Source organism: Bacillus sp. FSL R5-0560, assembly GCF_037966305.1.
GTDB classification, from domain to species: Bacteria; Bacillota; Bacilli; order Bacillales; family Bacillaceae; genus Bacillus; species Bacillus mojavensis.
Genome location: NZ_CP150195.1, coordinates 483,117 through 505,752, shown reverse-complemented (window position 1 = coordinate 505,752; position 22,636 = coordinate 483,117). Strand labels below are relative to the sequence as shown.

General features: G+C 45.3%; 20 protein-coding genes, 2 pseudogenes and 2 riboswitches. Of the genes and pseudogenes, 6 read left to right on the top strand and 16 right to left on the bottom strand.

The genetic code is table 11. The annotated features are described in order from the left end of the window. Positions 1-59: 59 nt before the first annotated feature. The 7 genes from NST56_RS02575 to dctS form a co-directional block, all read right to left on the bottom strand. On the bottom strand, positions 60-827 hold the full coding sequence (locus tag NST56_RS02575; protein WP_339179745.1) for an ABC transporter permease: 768 nt from the start codon (positions 825-827) through the stop codon (positions 60-62). Further along, a complete protein-coding gene (locus NST56_RS02570; RefSeq protein WP_339179742.1) occupies positions 820-1,746 on the bottom strand; it encodes an ABC transporter ATP-binding protein in 927 nt (308 codons plus the stop codon). Before NST56_RS02570 ends, NST56_RS02575 begins: the two co-directional genes overlap by 8 nt. A gap of 90 nt (positions 1,747-1,836) precedes the next feature. Further along, positions 1,837-3,075 (bottom strand): dicarboxylate/amino acid:cation symporter, encoded by a 1,239-nt coding sequence (locus tag NST56_RS02565; protein ID WP_010333096.1) that lies wholly within the window; start codon positions 3,073-3,075, stop codon positions 1,837-1,839. Positions 3,076-3,146: 71 nt separating this feature from the next. Beyond that, positions 3,147-3,278, bottom strand: a riboswitch (cyclic di-AMP (ydaO/yuaA leader). A gap of 48 nt (positions 3,279-3,326) precedes the next feature. Next, positions 3,327-4,379 (bottom strand): AI-2E family transporter, encoded by a 1,053-nt coding sequence (locus NST56_RS02560; RefSeq protein WP_010333095.1) that lies wholly within the window; start codon positions 4,377-4,379, stop codon positions 3,327-3,329. Positions 4,380-4,527: 148 nt separating this feature from the next. Then, positions 4,528-5,793: a C4-dicarboxylate transporter DctP gene (dctP, locus tag NST56_RS02555; RefSeq protein WP_229149983.1), complete on the bottom strand. Its 1,266-nt coding sequence runs from the start codon at positions 5,791-5,793 to the stop codon at positions 4,528-4,530. A gap of 119 nt (positions 5,794-5,912) precedes the next feature. Continuing rightward, positions 5,913-6,593, bottom strand: a complete 681-nt coding sequence (locus NST56_RS02550; RefSeq protein ID WP_326330844.1) for a response regulator — start codon at positions 6,591-6,593, stop codon at positions 5,913-5,915. Beyond that, positions 6,583-8,190, bottom strand: a complete 1,608-nt coding sequence (dctS, locus tag NST56_RS02545; RefSeq protein ID WP_339179733.1) for a two-component system sensor histidine kinase DctS — start codon at positions 8,188-8,190, stop codon at positions 6,583-6,585. The genes NST56_RS02550 and dctS overlap by 11 nt, the downstream gene beginning before the upstream one ends. A gap of 70 nt (positions 8,191-8,260) precedes the next feature. On the opposite strand from dctS, the gene dctB reads away from it, so the two are divergent. Further along, positions 8,261-9,313, top strand: a complete 1,053-nt coding sequence (dctB, locus tag NST56_RS02540) for a C4-dicarboxylate TRAP transporter substrate-binding protein DctB (protein ID WP_010333091.1) — start codon at positions 8,261-8,263, stop codon at positions 9,311-9,313. Between the two features lie 83 nt (positions 9,314-9,396). Then, on the top strand, positions 9,397-10,218 hold the full coding sequence (locus tag NST56_RS02535; RefSeq protein ID WP_010333090.1) for a manganese catalase family protein: 822 nt from the start codon (positions 9,397-9,399) through the stop codon (positions 10,216-10,218). 41 nt (positions 10,219-10,259) lie between these two features. Here NST56_RS02535 and NST56_RS02530 read toward each other — a convergent pair whose 3' ends face one another. From NST56_RS02530 to NST56_RS02510, 5 genes and pseudogenes are all read right to left on the bottom strand, one after another. Beyond that, positions 10,260-10,646 carry a VOC family protein gene (locus NST56_RS02530; RefSeq protein WP_168746972.1) on the bottom strand — a complete coding sequence of 129 codons (387 nt, stop codon included), beginning with the start codon at positions 10,644-10,646 and terminating at the stop codon, positions 10,260-10,262. Positions 10,647-10,784: 138 nt separating this feature from the next. After that, positions 10,785-11,140: pseudogene (locus NST56_RS02525) on the bottom strand (YdbC family protein). Further along, positions 11,134-11,474 (bottom strand): annotated as a pseudogene (locus NST56_RS02520) (cupin domain-containing protein). The pseudogenes NST56_RS02525 and NST56_RS02520 overlap by 7 nt, the downstream one beginning before the upstream one ends. 139 nt (positions 11,475-11,613) lie before the next feature. After that, the gene (gene gsiB / locus NST56_RS02515) at positions 11,614-11,985 is read right to left on the bottom strand and encodes a glucose starvation-inducible protein GsiB (protein ID WP_010333086.1); all 372 of its coding nucleotides are present in this window, start codon (positions 11,983-11,985) and stop codon (positions 11,614-11,616) included. 129 nt (positions 11,986-12,114) lie between these two features. Beyond that, the gene (locus tag NST56_RS02510) at positions 12,115-12,933 is read right to left on the bottom strand and encodes an EcsC family protein (protein ID WP_010333085.1); all 819 of its coding nucleotides are present in this window, start codon (positions 12,931-12,933) and stop codon (positions 12,115-12,117) included. Between the two features lie 117 nt (positions 12,934-13,050). Between NST56_RS02510 and NST56_RS02505 the strand changes: the two genes are divergently transcribed. The 4 genes from NST56_RS02505 (at position 13,051) to NST56_RS02490 (ending at position 15,725) form a co-directional block, all read left to right on the top strand. Continuing rightward, complete coding sequence (locus NST56_RS02505) at positions 13,051-13,503, top strand: DUF2188 domain-containing protein (protein WP_339179726.1); 453 nt, start codon at positions 13,051-13,053, stop codon at positions 13,501-13,503. A gap of 77 nt (positions 13,504-13,580) precedes the next feature. Further along, positions 13,581-13,838, top strand: coding sequence for a GlsB/YeaQ/YmgE family stress response membrane protein (locus NST56_RS02500; protein ID WP_010333083.1), 258 nt, complete (start codon positions 13,581-13,583; stop codon positions 13,836-13,838). Positions 13,839-14,070: 232 nt separating this feature from the next. After that, entirely contained in the window at positions 14,071-15,348 is a 1,278-nt protein-coding gene (locus NST56_RS02495; RefSeq protein WP_168746967.1) for an Nramp family divalent metal transporter, read from the top strand. 107 nt (positions 15,349-15,455) lie between these two features. Beyond that, positions 15,456-15,725, top strand: coding sequence for a hypothetical protein (locus NST56_RS02490; RefSeq protein ID WP_010333081.1), 270 nt, complete (start codon positions 15,456-15,458; stop codon positions 15,723-15,725). A 208-nt stretch (positions 15,726-15,933) separates the two neighbouring features. Here NST56_RS02490 and NST56_RS02485 read toward each other — a convergent pair whose 3' ends face one another. The 4 genes from NST56_RS02485 to NST56_RS02470 all read right to left on the bottom strand — a co-directional run bounded on the left by NST56_RS02485 (position 15,934) and on the right by NST56_RS02470 (position 22,633). Then, positions 15,934-17,658 carry a pyruvate oxidase gene (locus NST56_RS02485; protein ID WP_010333080.1) on the bottom strand — a complete coding sequence of 575 codons (1,725 nt, stop codon included), beginning with the start codon at positions 17,656-17,658 and terminating at the stop codon, positions 15,934-15,936. Positions 17,659-17,720: 62 nt separating this feature from the next. Further along, positions 17,721-18,179 carry an NUDIX hydrolase gene (locus NST56_RS02480; RefSeq protein WP_339179722.1) on the bottom strand — a complete coding sequence of 153 codons (459 nt, stop codon included), beginning with the start codon at positions 18,177-18,179 and terminating at the stop codon, positions 17,721-17,723. Positions 18,180-18,228: 49 nt separating this feature from the next. Beyond that, positions 18,229-20,052: a potassium transporter KimA gene (kimA, locus tag NST56_RS02475; RefSeq protein WP_339179720.1), complete on the bottom strand. Its 1,824-nt coding sequence runs from the start codon at positions 20,050-20,052 to the stop codon at positions 18,229-18,231. 189 nt (positions 20,053-20,241) lie between these two features. Then, a riboswitch (cyclic di-AMP (ydaO/yuaA leader) is annotated at positions 20,242-20,386 on the bottom strand. Positions 20,387-20,521: 135 nt separating this feature from the next. After that, entirely contained in the window at positions 20,522-22,633 is a 2,112-nt protein-coding gene (locus tag NST56_RS02470) for a cellulose biosynthesis cyclic di-GMP-binding regulatory protein BcsB (protein ID WP_268504089.1), read from the bottom strand. Between the last annotated feature and the right edge of the window lie 3 nt (positions 22,634-22,636).

The following is a 22,636-nucleotide window of genomic DNA, read 5'->3' as shown; positions in this document are numbered from 1 at the left end:
AAAACATCGTTTGATATTGATTTACGTGAGCTTTTTCACAAAAATGTCATTCCTTGCCTTTAGATTCGAACATCCCGTTTGCAGAAGCTCCACCAGGCAACGGCAATGAAGAAAACAGCATGAATTACAAGTATCCCTACAGAGAACAATGGTGTCATGCCTGAAAACAGAGCCGTTTGTCCGCTTTTGTATTGAGTGAAGTCCGTGTTTGCAAAAAGCAAAAAGCTTCCCCATTTGTTTTCAAACAGCTTCATGATTTGCACAAGTGAACTTGCTCCATATAAAACGACAAAGGAAACGACAACTGAAATGGCGCTGTTGCGGAACAGTGATGAACAAAGCAAACCGAATAATCCCATCAGCACCGCTTCAAGCCAGTTTGTGCCAATTAGTTCCAATGTATTGATGAACAATGTTTTTGATTCAGATGTCACGGACGTGCCAAAAAAGACAAGACCGAATAATAAAGCCAGAATGTAGTATGTCAGATAAAGATAGAAGCTGACCATTATAACTGTCAGTAATTTCGACCAAAAAACCTTTTGCCGCTTGACCGGGCGAATGAGCAGAAATTTAATTGTCTTTTTATCAAATTCATTAGAAATAATCGTCGCTGCAATCACAATGGTTAGCGCCTGCAGCAAGATATTCAGGCTCGGTGTATAGGAAAAGTAGCCGATGAAGTTTTCGTCAGTTCCGGCACTGATGACAATCCGTTTAATGATCAGCGCCATAAAAAATTGAAAAACGGCCATCAATATAAGCGAAACAAATGTGACTTTTCGATTAAAGAGTTTCATATGTTCATTCCATATTAATTTAGACAAGCTCTTCTCCCTCCTCTTGATGAGCGGTTGTCGCTTTTATAAATTCATCTTCCAGTGACTGCGTATAAGTCATAATTGAAAATACGTTCAGTCCTTGTCCGACTAGTGAGCGGTTCAGCTCTGGTATATTTTCTTTCGCTATATCCACCACGATGGAGCCGTCTTTACGTTCAGCTGTGTACCCATTGCCCACCAGCCAAGCGATCGCTTTTTCCGCCGGCTGCACTTCAATAACGGCTTTTTCCGTTTTCTGACCGGCTCCATTCAGGCTCACTTCTGCTTTGATCGCGCCTTTTTGTATGATGATGACACGGTCACACAGGTCTTCAACTTCACGCAATAAATGAGTGGCGAATAAAACCGCCGTTCCTTCCTCTTCGGCGAGCTCCTTAATATGGTCGCGAAAATCCTTCATACCGGCAGGATCAAGACCGTTTGTCGGCTCATCTAAAATGAGAAGCTTCGGCCGGTGAAGAATGGCCTGAGCAATGCCGAGACGCTGGCGCATGCCGAGAGAGTAGGTTCTCACCTTATCATCAATTGCTGACGTCAGCCCGACTCGTTCCACAACTTCGTCCAGTCTTTCATCATCTATTTTTTTGTGCATATTTGCAAAGTGTTTGAGGTTTTCCCAGCCTGACAGGTACGGGTAAAACTCAGGGTTTTCCACAATCGCACCGACAGCTTCCATCGCTTGTTCGAACTCAGTATCATGCTTGAATCCGTTGATGGCTACGCTTCCGCTGTTTTGTTTTAACAGCCCGACGATGATGCGGATGAGTGTCGTTTTTCCGGAACCGTTCGGACCGAGAAGACCGATAATCTCTCCCTGCCTGACGTCCATGCTGATCTGTTTTAAAATCTGTTTAGACCCTATTTTTTTATCAAGGCCTTCAATATGTAAAATCGGCTCAGCCATAAAGCCTTCCTCCTTTTTCGACAAAAAATAAACAGTGCCTAAAAATAGGCACTGTTTGTATTATAGCATTTGTTGCTTCCAAATGTTTGGTTAAACCGATAGAGTCGGTGCTTGCTCTGTCTGTTTGTTCTTTTCTGTTTCTGTAATGATGACGGCACAGGCCGCGTCTCCTGTTGTGTTGACCACTGTACGAAGCATATCGAGCAAGCGGTCTATTCCGAGGATCAAACCGATGCCCTCAACAGGCAGGCCGACTGATTGAAGCACCATGGCGAGCATAATCAAGCCGACTCCCGGAACACCCGCGGTTCCCACACTTGCTAATACAGCCGTCAATATCACCATCAGCAATTGCGTAAATGTAAGATCATGTCCGAATACCTGTGCAATAAAGATGGTGGCCACCCCTTGCATAATGGCTGTACCGTCCATGTTAATCGTCGCGCCGAGCGGCTGAACGAAGCTGCTGATCGGCTCAGGCACTTTTAGTTTTTTCTGGGCTACATCCATTGATACCGGAAGCGTTGCATTGCTGCTTGAGGTACTGAACGCAACGACCATAACTTCTGAGAAATCTTTAAAGAACGTAATCGGATTTCTTTTTGCTAAAAGGGCCACTGTTGAACCGTAGGTGACGATTGCATGTATGACAAGAGACAGCGTAACAACAATCATGTACAGCCCCATCGCTTTTATTGCACTTAATCCCTGGCTGCCGATAGCTGTCGCAATGAGACCAAACGTGCCGTATGGCGCAAACTTCATGACTAGGTTGACCAGATACATCATCAGTTCATTGCCCTGCTCAACGACTTTCAAAAGCATATCTGCTTTTTTGCCTAGCATCGTAATCCCGAGTCCGACAAAAATGGAAAACACGATAATTTGGAGCATATTTCCTTCAGTCATCGCTTGAACGGGATTGGCCGGAATCATGTTCAGAAGTGTGTCAGCAATACTCGGTGCTTCTTCTGCCTCAAATTTAGCGGATGAGACATCATAAGTGCCGAACTCACCCGGCTTAATGACAAGCGCCAGTATAAGCCCGATCGTAATCGCCACCGCTGTTGTGATGAGAAAATAAGAGATGGCCTTCACACCGATTCTGCCAAGCTTTTTAGGATCGCCAAGCCCGGCAACTCCTAATGTAAGAGAGAAAAAAACAATCGGTACGACAAGCATTTTGATGAGGTTTAAAAAGATGGTGCCAAGAGGGCCAAATACAAACTTATTCAAATTTTCAAATAATTCAGGTGATGTTACGTTCAAAATAATCCCCGTGACGGCGCCCAGAACCAATGCAATGATAATCTTTGTTGCCAGTTTCATCCGCATTCCTCCTTTTTTGAAAAAAAGCCCGCGAGAGACTCCCGCGGGCTTTGGCTGTATCATAAAACCACAGGATCTCTCTTCACGCTGATGAGGTTAGCTGCCGGGTTCGGACGAAGAGATGTCCGTTTTTCAGATGAAAAATAAACCCCAAAAGATTGGGTCCCCCACTCCTTTTAAAAAGGATTAAGCGTGTGGCTTACTATTGTATGATGTAGTTTATTTATACAGAAAAGATCCAATTTTGTAAACTATTTTTTGTTACTTTTTTCTCGGAATCTTTTGGGCCCATCTTCCTTGTTCGTCACATCAAGAATATCAAGAAGAAATACAAAGATCGGAATTCCGATAATTAAGCCCCAAATGCCTAGAAAATGCTCAGAAAAAATTAGGACTGTAAATGTGAAAAAGATTGGCAGCTCTGTTTTCGCTGACATCAGCTTCGGATTGAGGAAATATGTCTCAATCGCATGGATGGCGAAAATGACAAGCACAATGTAGAGCACATACATTCCGCCGCCTGTGCTGTACGCAATAATACTGAGCGGAATCAGGGAGATGACAACGCCTGCTACCGGGATCAATCCGAGAAAGAAAACCATGATGGAGAGTCCCAACAGCTGAGGGAAATGCATAATCCAGAGCGCAATAAAAGTCAGTATACAGTTCACGAGGGCGATGATAAATTGTGCCTCAAGCACCTTGCCGAACGTTCTCGCGAATTTTCCTCCGAAAAAAGCAATCTCATTATAAAACACAGCAAGCTTGCTCGTTTTAAACTGCTCCATAAATTCAGACAGCCGTTTTTTCTCAAATAAGAAGAACATGCTGAGAATGAGCGCCATCACGATCTGCAAGCCGAATGTGCTGATATCGGCCAGATACGTATAAAGTACATTGAAACCCTCTTTGACATACGAACTGATATTAATATCTCCGAAAACACTTGTGATCTCATCAAAGAAAGGAATGCTGCTTGGATGATACGCAATATGTTTAATTTGCTTGATCAGCTGCTGAATCTGTGCGGCAACGACCGGATAAAACACAAACCCTCCGACTGTAAGCAGCACGGCCAGCAAAATGTAGAGAAATGTAATGACAATCCGCTGGCTCACTCGGAAGAAACGGCTCAAAAACTGCCGGACGACAAGCTCCAAACGATCCATAAGAAATGTGAAAATGAAGGTCAGCAATATTAAGTTGATCATGCTCTTAAATAGATATAACACACCAGTTAACACGACAAAGATGGAAAAACGCCTTACTCCCGGGTGCTGAAAAAATTTTACTAAAGCGGCCATTTATACACTCCTGTTAGGACAAACGTCCTTCATTCAATATAGTATCCATTTGTAAATTATATAACAAAAAAATGCTGAGGTCTCTGTCCACACCTTAATAATTTCTAAACAATGAAAAAAACGGCCCCATGGATGGGCCGCTCTTTTTTTAAACTGCTGTTTTCATTTTTTTCAAGCCTTCCACAGCCTCTACGCTTTTTGCTTCATCGAATTCTTTTTCACTTTTTGCAACGATGATTGTGGCGATTCCGTTTCCGATCAGGTTCACAATCGCTCTTCCTTCACTCATGAAACGGTCGACACCGAGCAGAAGCGCAAGGCCCTCAAGCGGGATGACCTGAAGGGCTGAGAGGGTTGACGCAAGAACGATAAATCCGCTTCCTGTCACACCGGCTGCTCCCTTCGAAGTCAGCATCAGAACGAGGATAATCGTTATTTGCTGCCCGATGCTGAGATCCACTCCAAACACTTGAGCCAGAAAGACAGTCGCCATTGATAAATAAATGGATGTTCCGTCTAGGTTAAACGAATAGCCGGTCGGAATAACTAGCCCGACGACTGATTTTGAACAGCCGTAGCGCTCCATTTTATCCATCATTCTCGGAAGAACTGATTCTGATGAGCTTGTGCCGAGCACGATGAGAAGCTCATCTTTGATAAAGCGCAGGTAGTTCCAAAGGCTGAATCCGTATAGCTTGCAGATGATATTTAAAACGACAAACACAAACAGGAACATTGTGATATACACAGACAGCATTAAGCTGGCAAGCGGCTTGATGGAATCGAGTCCGAAGTGCCCGATCGTATACGCCATCGCTCCGAATGCGCCGATTGGAGCCGCACGCATAACATAGCCGATAATTTTGAAAAAGACATGTGAAATTTTATCAAAGAAATCAATGACGCTTTTCCCTTTTTCACCTAACGCCGCTAGACCGACTCCGAAAAGAATGGAAAAGAATAAGACCTGCAAAATGTCCCCTTTTGCGAAGGCATCAACCATGTTGGACGGTACGATGTGTGTGACAAATTCAACCCAGTCGATCCCCTGACCGCCATTTTGCGTGTATTGTGAGACATCTCCCTTTTCAAGCTTGCTGTAATCGAGGCCTGCACCCGGCTTCATCATATTAACAACAAATAAACCGATAATGAGTGCAAGGGTCGTAACAACCTCGAAATAAATAAATGCTTTTCCCCCTACTTTTCCAACCTTCTTCATATCGCCCATTTTTGCAATCCCGAGAACGATTGTGAAGAAAATGATTGGAGCGATTACCATTTTCACAGCGTTGATAAAGGTATCGCCAAGCGGTTTCATTTCTTTGCCGACATCCGGCCAAACCAATCCGACAATGACCCCGATGATGACCGCGGTTATGACTTGAACTGTTAAATTTTTAAACAGTTTCATATTCTTCCTCCCCCTGTCCTAGTCGCCTTTGTGTCTTTCTTACTAGAATGATAGCGTTTTCATAAGGGGCGGGGAAGTTTATGTTCATAACGGACATTTTGGTCTTTTTGGTCTTGGATTTACATATTAAATATGTAGCGGTTGACGGGGCGTCCGACTCCTCCGTATTGAACATCAAGCTGAATCGTTCCATTCTTTTCGAGATAATCAAGATAGCGCCTCGCTGTCACTCTGGCGATACCGAGAGCCTTGGCAACCTCTTCAGCAGAAAGAGGCGAAGTTTGCTGCTTCAAAAAAGCAATGAGCTCATTCATCGTAAAATGATTCAACCCCTTCGGCAGATCCGGTACGGTCTGCCGCGGGATATTGAGGATGGCATCGAGCTGATCCTGGGACAGCGTGTCGTTTTCCTCTATTTTTTGTTTATACCGCTTATATTTCTCAAGCGCCTGTCTCATACGTTCGAGCTTAAACGGTTTTAAGATATAGTCAACTGCCCCATTTTGCAGCATAAGAGAAATTGTTTCCTTGTCTTTTGCAGCGGATACGACGATGACATCTACCTCAAGCTTTTGCCTTCTGATCTCCTGCAAGGTTTTGATTCCGTCTTTTTTCGGCATGTATACATCCAGAATCACGAGTTCAGGCTGCTTTTCTTTGATCAGCTTGATGCCTTCGTCCCCGTTTCCCGCTTGCGCACAGACGGTAAAGCCTTTAACGGTTGTGATGAAATCCTTATTTACTTCCTGAACCATCGGATCGTCTTCAATGAGCAGAACCTTGATTTCTTTACGAGCCATGCTGCGATTCCTCTCCCTTCATCGGAAAAACGATTGAAAAAGACGTGCCCTGTCCCGAGTGTGAATCGACCTCTATCGCACCCGACCCTTTGTCTGTTATTTGCTTGACTAAATAGAGGCCATAGCCTGTGCCGCCTGTTTTATTCACTGTAAATCCTTTTTCATAGAGGTACGGCATATGTGTGTGTTCAATGCCGCATCCGTTATCTTCTATTAATATCGCTAGAATATCCTCCGTTTGTTCTATACTGATGTCAATTCGTTTATCATCAGACTGAACGGTTTCAAACGAGCCGAAGGCATTTTCAATCAGGTTGCCGAGAAGCACGACGATATCATGCTGGTCGACATGCTCGGGAAATTGCTGCAGGCTGCTGTTTTCATCAATATGCACAGCAATGCCGAGTTCTTTTCCCCTTCTGATTTTACTTAGCAAAAGCCCCGCCGCGGCGTCATTTTGAATGGAGCGATGCAGAAATTCAGTGACGTTTTCCTGCTCGGTTGAAGTCTGAAACGCCAGCTGCAGCGCTTTTTCGGATTTGCCGAGCTGGATCAGGCCTGCGATGGTATGAAGCTTGTTCATATGCTCATGATTTTGGACGCGGAGCGCTTCGACAAAGTTTTTGACACCCGTCAATTCCTCTGCCATCTTGGCCGCTTCTGTTCTGTCCTGGAAAATCGCGACGGCCCCGATGACTTTTTTCTTCATGACGATCGGAATCCTGCTGCTCATGATGACCTTTCCGCTGACACGAATTTCTTCATTATAAACCGCTTTGTTCCGCTCTATGATTTCAGGCAGGCGCGAATCCTTGAGCACATCCCAAATCACCTTGCCGACCAGATCGCCCTGCACCTCAAAAATCTGTTTGGCTTTTTCATTAAATATTGTGATGATATGCCGGTTGTCAATGGCAATCACGCCTTCATTCATAGAGTGAAAGGTAGCGGTTCGCTCTTCATACATCCGGACAATCTCATGGGGCTCGAGCTGAAACATTTGTTTTTTGATATGACGGGCCAGCAGGAACGAACCCGCCAGGCCGAATCCGAGTGTCAGCACTACAATGAAGGCGATATCCTTTCTTAAATGAAACAATATATCAGCCATCCCCGGCAGTGTTTTTCCAACGAGTACCGCTCCGATCTGATTCAAATCCTGATCCTTTACCGGATAAAAGGCCCGGACAGCCGTTCCGATCTCGCCTGTTGCTTCTGAGAAATAAATGTGCTCCGCAAACGCCGCCTCTTCATCTGCACCCTTTGACTTTTTTCCGATGTTTGCGCTGACAGGATGAGTATAACGAATATGATCCATGTCCATGACGACAATGTAGTCTGCTTCATTGATCATACGGATCTCTTCAACCGCATGACGGACGGCTTCTGTTTGTTCTTTTCGCGATAATGCCTCTTTCACTTCGGTCATCTCCGACACCGTCCGAGCCGTATTCATCAGCCGTTTTTTCAGCTCCCTTTCCTCTGTATGCTGAATATTGCCTATGAGCACAATGCCGCCGATCAAAAAGGAGAAAATGACGAGTATGTAGGAGAGGATTGTGATTTTCCAGCGGATTGAGAGCTTCTTTTTGTTCATCAGCTTCTCCTTTCAGGTCTTTACGAATGGCATTGCCCCCATTATCCTTAACATAAGGGGAGGGCTTTTCGTGAAGAGTTTGCTTGCATGTCTCGGTCTGATGATCGCTGGAATTGCTACCGCTTTATTTATCGGATTCCATGATCATACCGGCAATAAAGAGATTGTTTATGATGACGACCAGGAAGGGCTGCAGGATCAAATCATATTTACATTCAGCCATGTCGTTGCTGAAAATACGCCAAAAGGGCTGGCCGCCAATAAATTCGCTGATTTGGTGAACGAAAAATCAGGCGGGAAAATAAAAATTGAAGTATTTCCGAATGGAAGCCTGTACTCGGACATTGAAGAAATTGAAGCCTTGCAAAACGGTGATGTTCAATTTATCGCCCCCTCCACATCGAAGCTCGGCATGCTCTCTCCTGAATGGGGGGTGCTGGATCTGCCGTATGCATTTACAGATTACAATGCCGTCAAAAAAGGGCTGAACGGAAGCATCGGCACACAGCTGTTTGATTCTCTAAAGAAAAACCAGCTAAAAGGACTGGCCTATTGGACAAACGGCTTTAAACAAATCACGACAAATCAAGGGCCGGTCAAAACACCGGGTGATTTAAAAGGGCAAGATCTGCGCATTATGCAAAGCGATGTGATCGAGGATCAGTTCAAGCTGCTTGGCGCAACGCCTCATCAGGAATCCTTCAATTCTACCTTTCAGCTGTTAGAAAACAATATAGTCGATGGCGAAGAAAATACAATCTCAAACATCTATTCTAAAAAATTTTATAATGTTCAGGACTATTTGACAATAAGCAGCCACGGTTATCTCGGCTACGCTGTCATGACTGATGAACACTTCTGGAAGGCGCAAACACCAGAAACACGGCGTATTTTAACTGAAGCGATGAAGGAGACGACGGAGTGGAATGAAACGTATGCCGAACAAATGAATAAGGAACAGCTGGAAGAAATTAAAAAGAATTCTACTATACATATTTATGAGCTGTCAGATAAAGAGAAAAAAGAATGGATGAAGCGCCTTGATCCTGTTTACCGGCAGTACGAGCCCATCTTCGGCCGGAAGCTGATTCAGGAGCTTTTGGAGCTGCGAAAAGATTCATAGTTCCCATCTCGATACGCTGTGTTTCGTTTATCTTTCATACGATCGGAAATATAAAAAGAGACAAACGAAAAGGAGATGGGTACATGTTTAAGCACACAAAAATGCTGCAGCATCCTGCTAAACCAGATCGTCCAGATCCATTATTCGCTAAAAAAATGCAAGAAATTTTAGGCGGGCAATTCGGAGAAATTTCTGTTGCCATGCAATACTTATTTCAAGGCTGGAATACAAGAGGAAATGAAAAATACAAGGATTTGCTGATGGATACGGCAACTGAGGAACTCGGGCATGTTGAAATGATCGCTACGATGATCGCCAGACTTCTTGAGGACGCTCCGCTTGATCAGCAGGAAAAAGCCGCTGAAGATCCGGTCATCGGCTCCATCCTGGGCGGCATGAACCCTCACCATGCCATTGTATCAGGACTTGGCGCCATGCCGGAAAGCAGTACAGGCGTACCTTGGAGCGGCGGCTATATCGTAGCAAGCGGAAACCTGCTGGCAGACTTCCGCGCCAATCTGAATGCGGAATCACAAGGCCGTCTGCAGGTCGCACGCCTGTTTGAAATGACGGATGACAAAGGCGTCAAAGATATGCTCAGCTTCCTGCTGGCGCGTGACACGATGCACCAAAACCAATGGCTCGCCGCCATTAAAGAATTAGAAGCACAGGAAGGCCCGATTGTGCCGGGGACATTCCCGAAAGCACTCGAAAAACAAGAGTTCTCGCATCAGTTGATCAATTTCTCTGAAGGTGAAGAAAGTGCCGAGCAAAACTGGCTGAAGGAGAAAGCGCCGGATGGAGAAGCCTTTGAATATGTAAAAGAAGCTAAAGCGTTTGGAGAAAAGCCGGAGTTAAAACCAGCACCGCCTTTTGTTCATGATACGCTTCCAGGACGCGAGTAAAGACACTATCATAAAAAGGATAGATCATCATTAACCGTGATCTATCCTTTTTTGTGCGTTGTCTGCCACTCAAGCATCTCCAGACGATTGCCAAATGGATCTGAAATATAGAATCTGTCCGCTCCCGGAAGTTTATTGTCCTCAACAATTGCAATTCCATTTAATTTTACATGTTCTTTTAAGCCTTCTATATTCAAAACCTCAAATGCAGGGTGTGCTTTTTTAGCCGGGACAAAAGGTTCTTCTATCCCGATATGCAATTGTCTGTTCCCAAAAGTGAACCAGACTCCGCCCCGGGCTTTTAACTCATCTGGTTTTTCAATTTCCTGAAAGCCTAATATCCCGCCGTAAAATTGTCTTGCAGCAGTTTCACAGCCTTTAGGAGCCGCAAGCTGAATATGGTCAATTTCATGAAAATGAAAAGTCATCCGAATTAATCCCCCTGATTTCACAATTGAATGCCATTTTCTTCATTCTAAATCAATTAATATAACAGGAGAATATCTTTATTGTTATTATGAGCGATAAACTCAGCTTATCCTCTTTTTGAAGGCGATTTCTCATCACTAAGCTTTTGTCACGGTCCAGGCTCGTATTCAATTTCCCGGTTCTCAAATAAGAAAGCGACCCCCTCTGCATCAACCTGAGTAAGCGCCACTTCTATTGAATATAACGTAGCCTTTTGCCCGATTTCTTCATAGATAACGTCATGTTCGTTCTCCATAAAATGATCATAGGCAGCTCTGTTCTCCCAAACGCTGATGATCTCTGCGGTGAACAGCCCATCTGCTGTTTTCCGCCAACCGCCGGTCTGTTTGATGAAGCCATTTACATGTGATAGTGCTCCCCACTGTGACTGCGCGTTTGCAAATGCCTTAGCATTTGCAGCGTCTACTTCACATACAATCCTTTTGATCAGCATGGCAATTCCTCTATCGTGACTGTTTTCGCTTGTATATGCTCGACACAGAGATTCACCGTTCTGACGTAAGAGCGCGTGCGGTGAACCGTTCCTTTTGGGATCAGCAGGCTGTCATTCGCTTTGAGTACCGCGGTTTCTTTGTTCTTAAAATCGATCAGCAGCTCACCTTCAAGAACAATGAATAATTCATCTGAGTCAGGTGATGGTGCCAGTCATATTCTCCTGTAAACACAGCGAGGCGCACACAGTGGTCATTGACCTCTGAGATTGAAAAATTGGCGTGTTTTTCTTTGACTTCATTAGCGATGGCGAGCACATTTTGCATTTCGGACATTGGCGAAAACCCCTTTTTTTCACTTATTGTATCGCAACACTGGCATAAATTGAGAAAAAATCAAAAATAAAAAGCGATCCAGCTTCTGCGCCGGATCGCTTTTTATCTACAGGTTGTCTGCCTTTTATGCTTTACTTAGTTAGTCGTTGTCGCGGGCGTTTCCGCCTTTTGAGCCAATTTCTTGGTAGAATTCCTTATCATGATTTTTGCTTGTCGCTTCTCCGCCTTTACGGCCGATTTCTTGATAGAATTCTTTGTCATGATTTTCACTAGTGGCTTCTCCGCCTTTTTCACCGATCTCTTGATAGAACTCTTTGTCATGATTCTTGCTAGTGGCTTCTCCGCCTTTTTCGCCGATTTCCTGATAGAATTCTTTGTCATGGTTTTTGCTAGTGGCTTCTCCGCCTTTTTGACCAATCTCTTGATAGAATTCTTTATCATGGTTTTTGCTAGTCGTTTCTCCGCCTTTTCTACCTGCTTCTTCTCTGCTCATTTTGTTATCTTGTGCCATTTTGAATTCCTCCTTTAATTGGTGTTGGTTGTTGTTTTCCCGCTGTCATTTCTTTTAAACAAACAAAACACATTGGGTGTGTTTTGACTGAAAAAAGCAGACGGAACGCGGTGCCCGTCTGCTTTTCTTCTATTCATGATTCTGTGCTGTTTCTTTGAGCCGCTCGAGGATGCGCCGCTTTTTATAGAGCATCATGCCTGTTTCGGTAATGTCATTTAATGTCGAGCGATTGGCTGCCGCGCCAAAGACCATTCCCGCGACCGGCACCATTTGAAAAAGCTTTTTCCAGCCAAAGGTGTCACGGTAGCCTAAAACCACTTCCCGCCAGCCTTGGACTTGGGAAGCGACATTCTTATATGTACGGTCCTGATCATAATCTTTTAATTCTTTCAGAATTGATTTTTTACCGACAACATCTGCTGAAGTAAGCTGCAAACATTTTACGATGAAGACCCGCTCTTTTTTCTCCTTTGGATTATAGCCATATGCCACTGCGATATCCTGCAGCGTTTTTAATGATAAACCGAGCACAGCCGGAATGTCTGCCGCCAGTGTAAATACGCCGCCCACACCCGTGGTCGCTCCCTGAACGGTTGCAGCATTGATTCGGTTTTTGCCCATCGCTTCAGCAACATCATCCATAACAGCCAGGGGCGCTTTCTGTACGTCCTCCAGTGATTCAAAGGTTTGCTCGGGCAGTTTCTTTTGAAACGTTTTGATAATCTGTTTTTCCGATGTCAGGTACTGTCCTCCAGTCTGAACAAAGGTGCCCACCTCATCCAAAAGCTTGCCGATCTTTTTCTGAATGAATTCCGGTGTCAGCTTGTCCAGCAGCTGAAACGGGAGACGGCTGAGTTTTTCCCAAAACCAGACTTTTTGCTGCTCCTTTTCCCATTTCTCTATTTCTTTTAATTGCTGATGTAAGTCTTCTTTTCGTTCTGTTGTCACCCAACTCGCACTTCCCTTCCGTTTTTCTACTATATAGTATACCTTCATTTTTCTCTAAAACGTTTTTATTTTTCACCTGCGGGTACCCTTTTTATAAAAGCAAAAGGAGTGATGGAAATGCCTTGGTCTATGAAGGATTACCCCGCTTCACTGAAAAATCTCGAGAAGCCTGTGAAGAAAAAGGCGATTGAAATTGCGAATGCCATGATTGATGAAGGCTATGAGGACGGACGCGCCATTCCGATTGCGACGAGCAAAGCAAAGGAATGGGCGGAAAACGCCTCAAAAAAAGAAATTGACGACTTTCTCAAACATGATGATGAAACAGAACGCGATGAGGAGGCAAACGATGACGCCAGACCCGAGCTGATGAATAAAGCGGAACATGTCATTAAGCATAAGAGTGGCTGGGCCGTCAAAGCTGAGGATGCCAAACGTGTATCTGAAATCAAGGAGACAAAAACGGAAGCAATTGAAAGGGCAAAGGAAATTGCTGAGCATAAAGGCACTGACGTAATTGTTCATTTGGCTGACGGCAGTGTGCAGAGAAAGATAAAAACAGACTCATAAGCAAATATGCTTTTGTACGTTTCGGATCTGTCTAGAACGGTTATTGATATATAAATCATTAAGGAGAGGTGAATATCATGCTTAGCTTTTTGGTTTCATTAGTTATTGCTATCTTAATTGGACTAATCGGAAGTGCCATCGTCGGCAATCGCATGCCTGGAGGAATCTTCGGTTCGATGATTGCAGGTCTGATCGGCGCATGGATCGGGCATGGCCTACTCGGAACTTGGGGACCGAGCCTTGCAGGATTTGCCATTATTCCGGCAATTATCGGGGCAGCGATCTTCGTATTCTTACTGAGCCTCGTATTCCGCGGATTGCGGAAGGAAGCCTAAATGTTAGATTATTCAGGAGGCATCGTTTCATACAGAAACGATGTCTTTTTATGTATGGACCCTTATCAGATGTCCTACATATCATGTTACATAACAGGGAAAAATTTAAGAAGTGATTTTGATCATCATTGGTTGACAAGAAATCGGGATGGTCATATGATGTAGATAAAATAATTTGGTTTAAGGAAACTCTTTGTTGTATGGCAAAAACAATTAGAATTCAGGTGAGTACATGATGAATAAGGACATCACAGCACAATCTCCCCGTTCCAAAGCAGTTCAAGATGCGCTTGACGGGAAAAGCAGAGGATTCAGAGGACTACTGCCTTTTTTAGGCCCGGCGTTTATTGCAGCTATTGCCTATATCGATCCCGGTAACTTCGCAACAAATATATCAGCCGGTTCTAAATATGGATATATGCTGCTATGGGTGATTTTATTTTCTAATATCATGGCGCTCTTGATCCAATCACTCTCCGCCAAACTCGGTATCGCGACAGGCAAAAACCTGCCTGAGGTCGCTCGTGAGGAATTTCCTAAGCCCGTTTCCATCGGCTTATGGATTCAAGGCGAGCTCGTCATTATCGCGACTGATCTGGCGGAATTTATCGGAGCGGCGCTGGGACTGTATTTGCTGTTCGGCATCCCGATGCTCGAAGCGTCTATTATTGCGGCGATCGGCTCTTTCGCGATTTTGGAGCTTCAGCGCCGCGGTTATCGTTCACTTGAAGCCGGTATTGCCGGCATGCTGTTTGTAGTGGTCATCGCCTTTGCGCTGCAGACCTTTTTCGCAAAGCCGGATGCCGTCTCAGTGATGAAGGGGCTTTTCGTTCCGACATTTCACGGGACCGACAGCGTTCTTCTTGCCGCAGGGATTCTCGGCGCAACCGTTATGCCGCACGCCATTTATTTACACTCTGCCCTCACACAGCGGCGGGTTGTCGGCAAAACAGATGCCGAACGGAAAAAAATCTTCAGATTTGAATTTATTGATATTTTAATAGCGATGCTGATTGCAGGGGCTATTAATGCGAGTATGCTGATTGTGGCTGCCGCATTATTCTTCAAAAACGGGCTGTTTGTCGAGGATCTTGATGTCGCGTTTCAGCAGTTCGGTCATCTTGTCAGTCCTGTTTCAGCCGTGCTATTCGGAATCGGCCTACTGGTTGCGGGCCTATCCAGTTCGTCTGTCGGAACACTTTCAGGCGATGTGATTATGCAGGGATTTATCAATTACCGCATCCCGCTGTATGTACGGCGGTTCATCACAATCATTCCGCCAATCTTGATCATCGCATCAGGCGTCAATCCGACGTCGGCTCTTGTGCTGAGCCAGGTGGTTCTTTCCTTCGGCATTGCCTTTGCCTTAATTCCGCTTATTATGTTCACAAGCAATAAGCGGATTATGGGTTCACTGATTAATGCCAAATGGGTAACAGTTGTTTCTTGGCTGATCGCTGTACTGATTGTTGCTTTGAATGTGTTTTTGATCGTCGATACGTTCCGTTAGAAAAAAACCGGCTGATAGAGCCGGTTTTTTATTTTGGCTTCAAAGCTCATTGATATCATTTTTTACAGAAATTTGTTATGATAGAAGAAAAAATCGGAGTTTTGATAATGTCAGTATTTATTCTGTTTTATTTATGGATTGTCCCTATTGTTATCGGAATTTTATGTTCTGTTATCGCTTATAAATCAACAGGTAAAAAAATGAGGATCGCGCCTGGCATCGCCATGGTGGTGCTCAGTATCATTTCCTTAATTACCGCTTTTACAGCCGGTGGCGCTAATTTTCACGTGTTTATCGGCGGCATGTTTTTATTCGGCACTTTATTAGTTGGTTCTGCTTTTCCTTTCTTTTTCGGACTTTCGAAAAAAGGGAAATAAGCTTATAGAGACATAAATTTTGGATGAAACAGACAAGGACAAATGCGCTGATCTTTTTGCTTAAAAAGCAGATGCATTTGTCCTTGTGTCCGTTTTGGGCACGGCGAAAATGTTGATCCCAATAAGTATACGAGTCATTTTAAAGGTTCAAACCACCAATTTTATGATTCAATAAAATCCAAAAAACAGGGGCCTCGCCCCTGTTTTTTTAGAATAACCGTTTTAAGCTTTTCTTCAATGACGGCATTTCGATTTTTTGGTTTTCGAAGAAGTTTTTCAGCATGTATTTGCTGAAGCCTTTTGCCTGTCCATAGGTGATCTTGCCGGGCAGCGGCGGTTCATTTCCGATCATTACGTCAACAACGACCGGCTGATCGGAGTGTAGCGCCTCATGAAAGGCCGGCGCAAGCTCTTCCGCTCTGGTCACCTTGATGCCTTTTGCTCCGCAGCTCTCTGCAAATGCGGCATAGTCAACATTCTGAAGTTTTGTGACATAGTCGATGTTGCCTTTGACCTGCTGTTCATATTCAATCATGCCGAGATTTTCATTGTTTAAAATAACGACAGTAATCGGGAGCTTGTATTTGACTGCGGTCGGGAGATCCTGCATGACCATGGAAAAGCCCCCGTCTCCGCAAACTGCGATGGCCTGGCGCTCCGGTTCAGACAAGCTCGCCGCTATAGCTCCCGGCAGGCCGCAGCCCATTGTCGCAAGCCAGCTGGAAACGATGAAATCCTGGTTCGCGTTCATTTTGAAATGCCGCGCCATCCAGACGGTGACAGTGCCGACATCTACTGACAGCACCGCGTCGTCTGCTGCTGCTTCCTGAAGACGCGCGATGACCTGCTGGGGTTTAAGCGGTGTTGTCGCCTCAGTTTCATCTTTTTCGATTTCGTTCCACCAATGCTGCATATGTTCAGTGCAGGCATTTAGGAATCTTCTGTCTTCCTTCCGTTCAATATACTCCGTCAGTTCACGCAGACCGAGAGCCGAGTCACAGACAAGCCCCGCTGTTACCGGATATCGTTTGCCGATTTTCGCCGGGTCTGAGTCAAGTTGGATTGCCGGTGTGTCTTCCGGCAAGTAATCACGATACGGGAACGAGGTGCCGAGCATGATTAACAAATCGCATTCTTCCATTGCCTCATAGGCCGGTTTTGTCCCAATCTGCCCAAGGTTACCGAGAAAGTGCGGGTGCTTATCGGGAACAACGCCTTTTGCGGGGAGCGTGACGACGATCGGCGCCGCTGCTTTATCCGCAAATTCCAGCAGCTCCCGCTTCGCCTTTTTCATTCCCTGTCCCGCCAAAATGATCGGCTTTTTCGCATTGTTAATGTATTGCGCGCATGTCACAAGCTGTTCTTTTTTCGGTTCAAGATTCCCTTCAATATACAATGGTGATGTATAAACGGGTTCCCGTTTGATTTTCTCCGCAAACAAATCATCTGACACACTTAATACCGCAACACCTTTTTTGCTGTAGGCAGTGCGGATCGCCTGATTCAACAGATCCGGCAGTGACTCCGCGCTATGTACCTCCCTGTTAAACACTGCCACGTCTTCAAACATTTGCTCAAGCTTAATCTCCTGAAAGTAGTCCCGCCCGACTTCGCCTGAGGAAACCTGACCTGCAATCGCAAGCACAGGGGCGCCGTCCGCTTTTGCATCGTATAAACCGTTCAATAAGTGCACCGCACCCGGCCCTGCAATTGACAGGCAGACACCAATCTTGCCGGTGAGTTTTGCCTCAGCCGCGGCTGCCAGCGCTGCCACCTCTTCATGGCGGGTTTGGATGAATTCCAATTGATTTCTTTCGTGTCTCAGTTCCTCAATAAATTCGTTAATGCTGTCTCCGGGGATGCCGTAAACATGATCGACTCCCCATTGTTCAAGCAGTTCTGTCATTGTTTGTCCTGCTGTTTTGTGTGCCATGCCGTATCCTCCTTTTTCCTTTTTCAATACCACAGGGGGAGCCGTTTAAAACCCGGAGGCAACTATCGCTTGCTGTATTTCCTTCTGAACAGGTCTAGGGCCGCCAAAAAGCTGTTGTCCTTGACGGTACTCTTGATGCCCGCGGCACCGTTTAGAAAATCTCTGATTTGCATTTTCCGGTTTGGCACCATCAAAAGCGGCAGATGCTCCGGCGAAAACCACTTCAGCCCGGCCGTTTCCATGCCGTTTTCTATCGCTTGTCCGCCTGTTATGTTCCCTGCAAACACATGCTGTTCGTCCTGAAACTTAGGTCTTTGATAGACACCCAATTTCCCGGAAAGCTCTATCAGATATCCCGTTTCTTCCATTACCTCCCGGATCGCCGCTGCCTCCGGGGTTTCTCCTGATTCAACCCGTCCGCCCGGCAAATCCCATAAAGGAACGTCTTTTCGTTTGACCAGCAGAATTTGCCGCTTTGCGTTTGTCACTATAACAAATGCCCCTTCCGTATACACCGCCATTCCCCCTTTATTTAAAAAAGACCAAGGGATGTCCCTTGGTCTTAGCTGCTTACTTTTTAAAATGATACGGCAATGTGGCAACGATTATGTCCTTTTTCCAGAACAGCCGGACTCTCAGCAGGAAGGCTGACTGGTTGTGCAGAATGGTGTGCCAGCGTTTTTTTGTTATAAACTGCGGGAACAGCACCATGACAGAAAACTGTTTCTTCTTTGCTTTTGCTTCAACAGTCTCCAAAAACTTATCAAACGGATGGATCAAGCTTCTGTACGAAGAGTGAAGCGTGACAAGACGTACTCCATTATCCAGCTCTTCCCAGCGTTTTTCCACTTTCTTTTCCTGCTCTCTGTCAAACGATACGTGAACGGCGATGACCTGATCTGACAGAGACTTCGCGTATTGAATGGATTTTTGCACGACGGTCGTGACACCCGCTACAGGCACAATCACGACCGTACCTTTGATTTCTTCCGGCTGTTTGTTTACGATACGAAGCTGCTCACCGACAGCCGTATAATGATTTTTAATCGCAAAAAACAAAAAAACGACGATAGGCATAAAGATCAAAACAGGCCATACGACATTAAACTTCGTGACAAACAGGATGGACAGAACCATAAACGATATCAATGCGCCGCAGGAGTTGATCAGCATTTTTCCAATCCAGCCTTTTGGTTTTTGTTTGATCCATTTAATGCACATTCCTGTTTGCGAAAGCGTAAACGGAATAAACACACCGACCGCGTATAGCGGGATTAAGTGCTCCGTCTGCCCTCCAAATAACAGAATCAGCACAATTGAGGCAACGCCTAAAAAGATAATTCCGTTTGAGAAGCCTAAGCGGTCGCCTCTTACTGTAAACATGCGCGGCATGTACTGGTCTCTCGCCAAGTTGAAGGCAAGCTGCGGGAAAGCTGAAAAGCCCGTATTCGCCGCAAGGACCAAAATTAACGATGTCACACCCTGAATGACATAGTAAAACACATTTCTTCCGAAGGTATCTGATGCAATTTGTGAAATGACCGTTTCATTCGGTTTCGGAGCCGTCCCATAACCGTATGCAAGTACTGTGATACCGGCAAACAGAACCGCAAGCAAGATCCCCATCATAGCCAACGTTCTCGCCGCGTTTCGCGCAGGCGGGTTTTTGAAGGCTGGAATCGCGTTGGAGATCGCTTCAACTCCGGTAAGCGCGGAGCAGCCGGATGAAAAAGCCTTTAGCAACAAAAACAGCGTAATGCCGGCTACCGGTGTGCCGATCGGTGTATGGTGGACAGGCTGATCTATTTGCCCTGTCATAAGCTTAAATAAACCGACGGCAATCAGGATGAAAAGAGCCCCCACAAACAGATAGACCGGGTAGGCAAGTATTGATGCTGATTCTGACAGCCCCCGCAGATTTAAAATCATAATCACTAAAACCAGCAAAACAGCAATGGGTATATGATAATCATGCAGTGCCGGGAACGCCGAGGTGATGGCATCCGTTCCTGCGGAAATACTTACTGCTACAGTTAATATATAATCGACGAGCAATGAACCGCCTGCAATCAGTCCGGGCTTTTCGCCGAGGTTTTCTTTTGATACAACATACGCCCCGCCGCCCTGCGGATAAGCGTAAATAATTTGCCTGTATGAGAGAATCAGCGCGAGCAGCAAAATGAGTACGCCGACCGCTATCGGAATGGAATACCAAAATGCAGCAGCGCTTACCGCCGCCAATATGATAAGAATTTGTTCCGTTCCGTAAGCGACAGATGATAAAGCATCTGAGGAAAGCATGGCAAGTGCCTTTAATTTTGTCAGTTTTTGTTCTCCTGCTGCTTGTGATTTTAACGGTTTCCCAATCAAAAAACGTTTGATTGAATGATACATCGATGTCTTCCCCTTTTAATTTCATTTTTCATTAAAACAATAAAACATCCGCATCTGTTCTCACATTTTATAATAGTCCTTTCTGCTATGATGTCTCTGTATGCGATTTACATTCTGAAAATTGAACAGCAAAAAACACAGAGGCAAACGGATGCCCCTGTGCCTTAACATCGAACACAGGTTTCATTCATCTCCTCTCATGAACGCTTACGAGGTTAGCTGACGGATTCGGGCATATGAGAGTTTGCCCTACCTAAAAAGGATTCACCCCGAGCGGCAAAATGCCGCCAAAATGGGTCCCCCGCTCTGTTTTCAGATTAAGCGATTTGTTTTCTAAAAGAGATCATACTCCCGTTTACGTATGTTGTAAAGAGGCTTATCGGCCCTGAGAAAAAAATAAAATGACAGGTTCCACAAATGGAAAATTTGAACCAAATTAAAAAAACAGAGGCTGATATCAGCCTCTGTCTTATTCTCTATCTATCTTTCTTTTTCTTCGTCTAATGGTGACCCAAATGAAGCATGCCGCAATCACCATAATGAGAGCCAGCACGCCGATATACAGCAGTTTTTGGCCTTGATCTTGGGTTGTTTTTTCTGCTTCAGAACTGTTTGTTTCCGATTTGAGCTGCTGGTGGTTTGTAAACACCTGCTGGCTGTTTGTTTCATTGATGACGGTCGCCGTGTCATCATTGCTGTTCAAAAAGCTGATCATTTCTTTTGTGATGGCTGCACCATTTTCTTTCAGCGGCGCAAAAACAGCCATCGTATAATTTGAATCCCATAAAGACGCCTGGGTAAATGCCACTTGTTTCGTTGTCTCGTTCAGCATTTCAAAGCCCGACACGTCAAACGAGCCGTTTTTCGCTTGAGGCACGAGCAGATCAGAAGATTTCTCTTTCAAAAGAGAGAACTGGCTGACACCGCCGATGAAAATTAAGTTCCGGCCTTTCGCGTCATCCGCTTTGACTTCAGATGCTTTTCTTACTGTAAAAGATTGCTGGGCTTCGCTTCCGAAGGAATCAGTAACGAGAGAAAGCTCTTTAAGCTTAGGTTGGCTCACACTGTCAGGAAGCACAATCAGTGTTGCCTGTTCCTGATTTCCGGCGTAAGGAAGCGGCCACTCCTGAAAATTCGCTGACGGAGCTGTGCCTTTAACGGTGTAAGACAATGTGCTGCTTTTATCAATAAAGACCCATTTCTCTTCGTCAGTTGTATTGCAAGGATTGTCTTCCTTTAAGCCCGTGGTGATAAACTGCATATCAATGTAGCGGTTTTTCTGCAGCAGCTTAGGGTCTACTTTCAGCGTGACATGATAGTATCCGTTTTTATCTTCTTTTCCTAATTCATTGAGGCGGACCGAATGCGGCTGCCCGTTGATTAGGACCTTCAGCTCTGCTGCTTGAGAGGATGAATCGCTTTCTGCGGCGGCTGCTTGAATCGTTTCCGATTTCTTTAGCTTAAGCGACAGCTTGGCTGATTGGTTTTGATCTATCACCGCCGAAGCCGGATAAAAATAATGCGCTGAAGATGTTTTGTCAGCTCCAATTGTCATATCTTCTGCCCCGAATTTCTCAAGGGTCAGCTTATTGCTTTCCTGCTTTTCAGACGTGTGAAGCTTGCCAATAGAAAGTGTTTCGCCGCTTAGCTGGCCGGTGTAAGTCTGATCAGTGATGACGCTGATTTTTTCTGAGAGCACATCATCAGATGCCGCTTGAGCAAACAGAACCGGCTGCTGCTTGCCCTGCGCTTTCAGCACGCGCTCCGCAAGCAGAAGTGTTTCTCCTTTTGCCTGTAAGCCGGCTTGTTTGATCAGCTTTTCCACCTTGCCGTTCCAATGCTTGTCCACACCGATGAAAATGGTCGGCTTGTCGATCTGCTTCACTTCAGATTCCTTCACAAACGAAATGCTGACACTGCTGTCCGCAGTTTTCAGGTATCCTTCTGTTTTGACAGCCGCTTCAATTTCCGCCGAACTCGGGTTATCCGGAATGACAATAGCAGTCTCTTCCGCTGTATTACCCGATTGGGCAAATGGGTATGGGTAATGTTCAAGTGACGTTCCCTTCGCTTCGCTGCTGTCCGCCAGTGTCAGGCGGCTGTCCGGAAAAATTTTGATCCAGTTGCCGGACGTATCCTGTCTGACGCAGACGCCCTCTTTCATGACGCCGTAAAATTTCAGTGATACGCTGTGATAGCCTTGGGCGGACTGGCTTTTGGTCAAGTTCAGCTTCAGTGTTTTCCGTTTTGAATCGCCGTTTAGCTTTACCGTTTTTACCGGTTCTTCGTCAATCACAGCCGTTAACGAAGAAGGAGAAATTAATAGATCCGATGCCTCGTATTCAATCACCAATTGCTGGCTGCCGGAAGAGGCGCCTGCGGGAATCTGATACGTCAGTTCCGCGCTGTCTTTTGATCCGTACAGTGTCATGAGATCGCTTGTCAGCACCTGCTGTTTGGCTTGTTCACGGCTGCTTTTGCCTAGAAGAGAGCCATCGACCTGCATCTCTTGGGCGAAGGCCGCTTGTCCGGTCATTGCCAGCAGCATAATGCTTGTCAGAAAAATAAGTAGTTGTTTCAAAAA

Coding starts and splice junctions, on each gene's coding strand:
- NST56_RS02570 (WP_339179742.1), bottom strand. CDS start 1,746: ATGGCTGAGCCGATTTTACATATTGAAGGCCTTGATAAAAAAATAGGG.
- NST56_RS02565 (WP_010333096.1), bottom strand. CDS start 3,075: ATGAAACTGGCAACAAAGATTATCATTGCATTGGTTCTGGGCGCCGTC.
- NST56_RS02560 (WP_010333095.1), bottom strand. CDS start 4,379: ATGGCCGCTTTAGTAAAATTTTTTCAGCACCCGGGAGTAAGGCGTTTT.
- dctP (WP_229149983.1), bottom strand. CDS start 5,793: ATGAAACTGTTTAAAAATTTAACAGTTCAAGTCATAACCGCGGTCATC.
- NST56_RS02550 (WP_326330844.1), bottom strand. CDS start 6,593: ATGGCTCGTAAAGAAATCAAGGTTCTGCTCATTGAAGACGATCCGATG.
- dctS (WP_339179733.1), bottom strand. CDS start 8,190: ATGAACAAAAAGAAGCTCTCAATCCGCTGGAAAATCACAATCCTCTCC.
- NST56_RS02535 (WP_010333090.1), top strand. CDS start 9,397: ATGTTTAAGCACACAAAAATGCTGCAGCATCCTGCTAAACCAGATCGT.
- NST56_RS02530 (WP_168746972.1), bottom strand. CDS start 10,646: ATGACTTTTCATTTTCATGAAATTGACCATATTCAGCTTGCGGCTCCT.
- gsiB (WP_010333086.1), bottom strand. CDS start 11,985: ATGGCACAAGATAACAAAATGAGCAGAGAAGAAGCAGGTAGAAAAGGC.
- NST56_RS02505 (WP_339179726.1), top strand. CDS start 13,051: ATGCCTTGGTCTATGAAGGATTACCCCGCTTCACTGAAAAATCTCGAG.
- NST56_RS02500 (WP_010333083.1), top strand. CDS start 13,581: ATGCTTAGCTTTTTGGTTTCATTAGTTATTGCTATCTTAATTGGACTA.
- NST56_RS02495 (WP_168746967.1), top strand. CDS start 14,071: ATGATGAATAAGGACATCACAGCACAATCTCCCCGTTCCAAAGCAGTT.
- NST56_RS02490 (WP_010333081.1), top strand. CDS start 15,456: ATGTCAGTATTTATTCTGTTTTATTTATGGATTGTCCCTATTGTTATC.
- NST56_RS02485 (WP_010333080.1), bottom strand. CDS start 17,658: ATGGCACACAAAACAGCAGGACAAACAATGACAGAACTGCTTGAACAA.
- NST56_RS02480 (WP_339179722.1), bottom strand. CDS start 18,179: ATGGCGGTGTATACGGAAGGGGCATTTGTTATAGTGACAAACGCAAAG.
- kimA (WP_339179720.1), bottom strand. CDS start 20,052: ATGTATCATTCAATCAAACGTTTTTTGATTGGGAAACCGTTAAAATCA.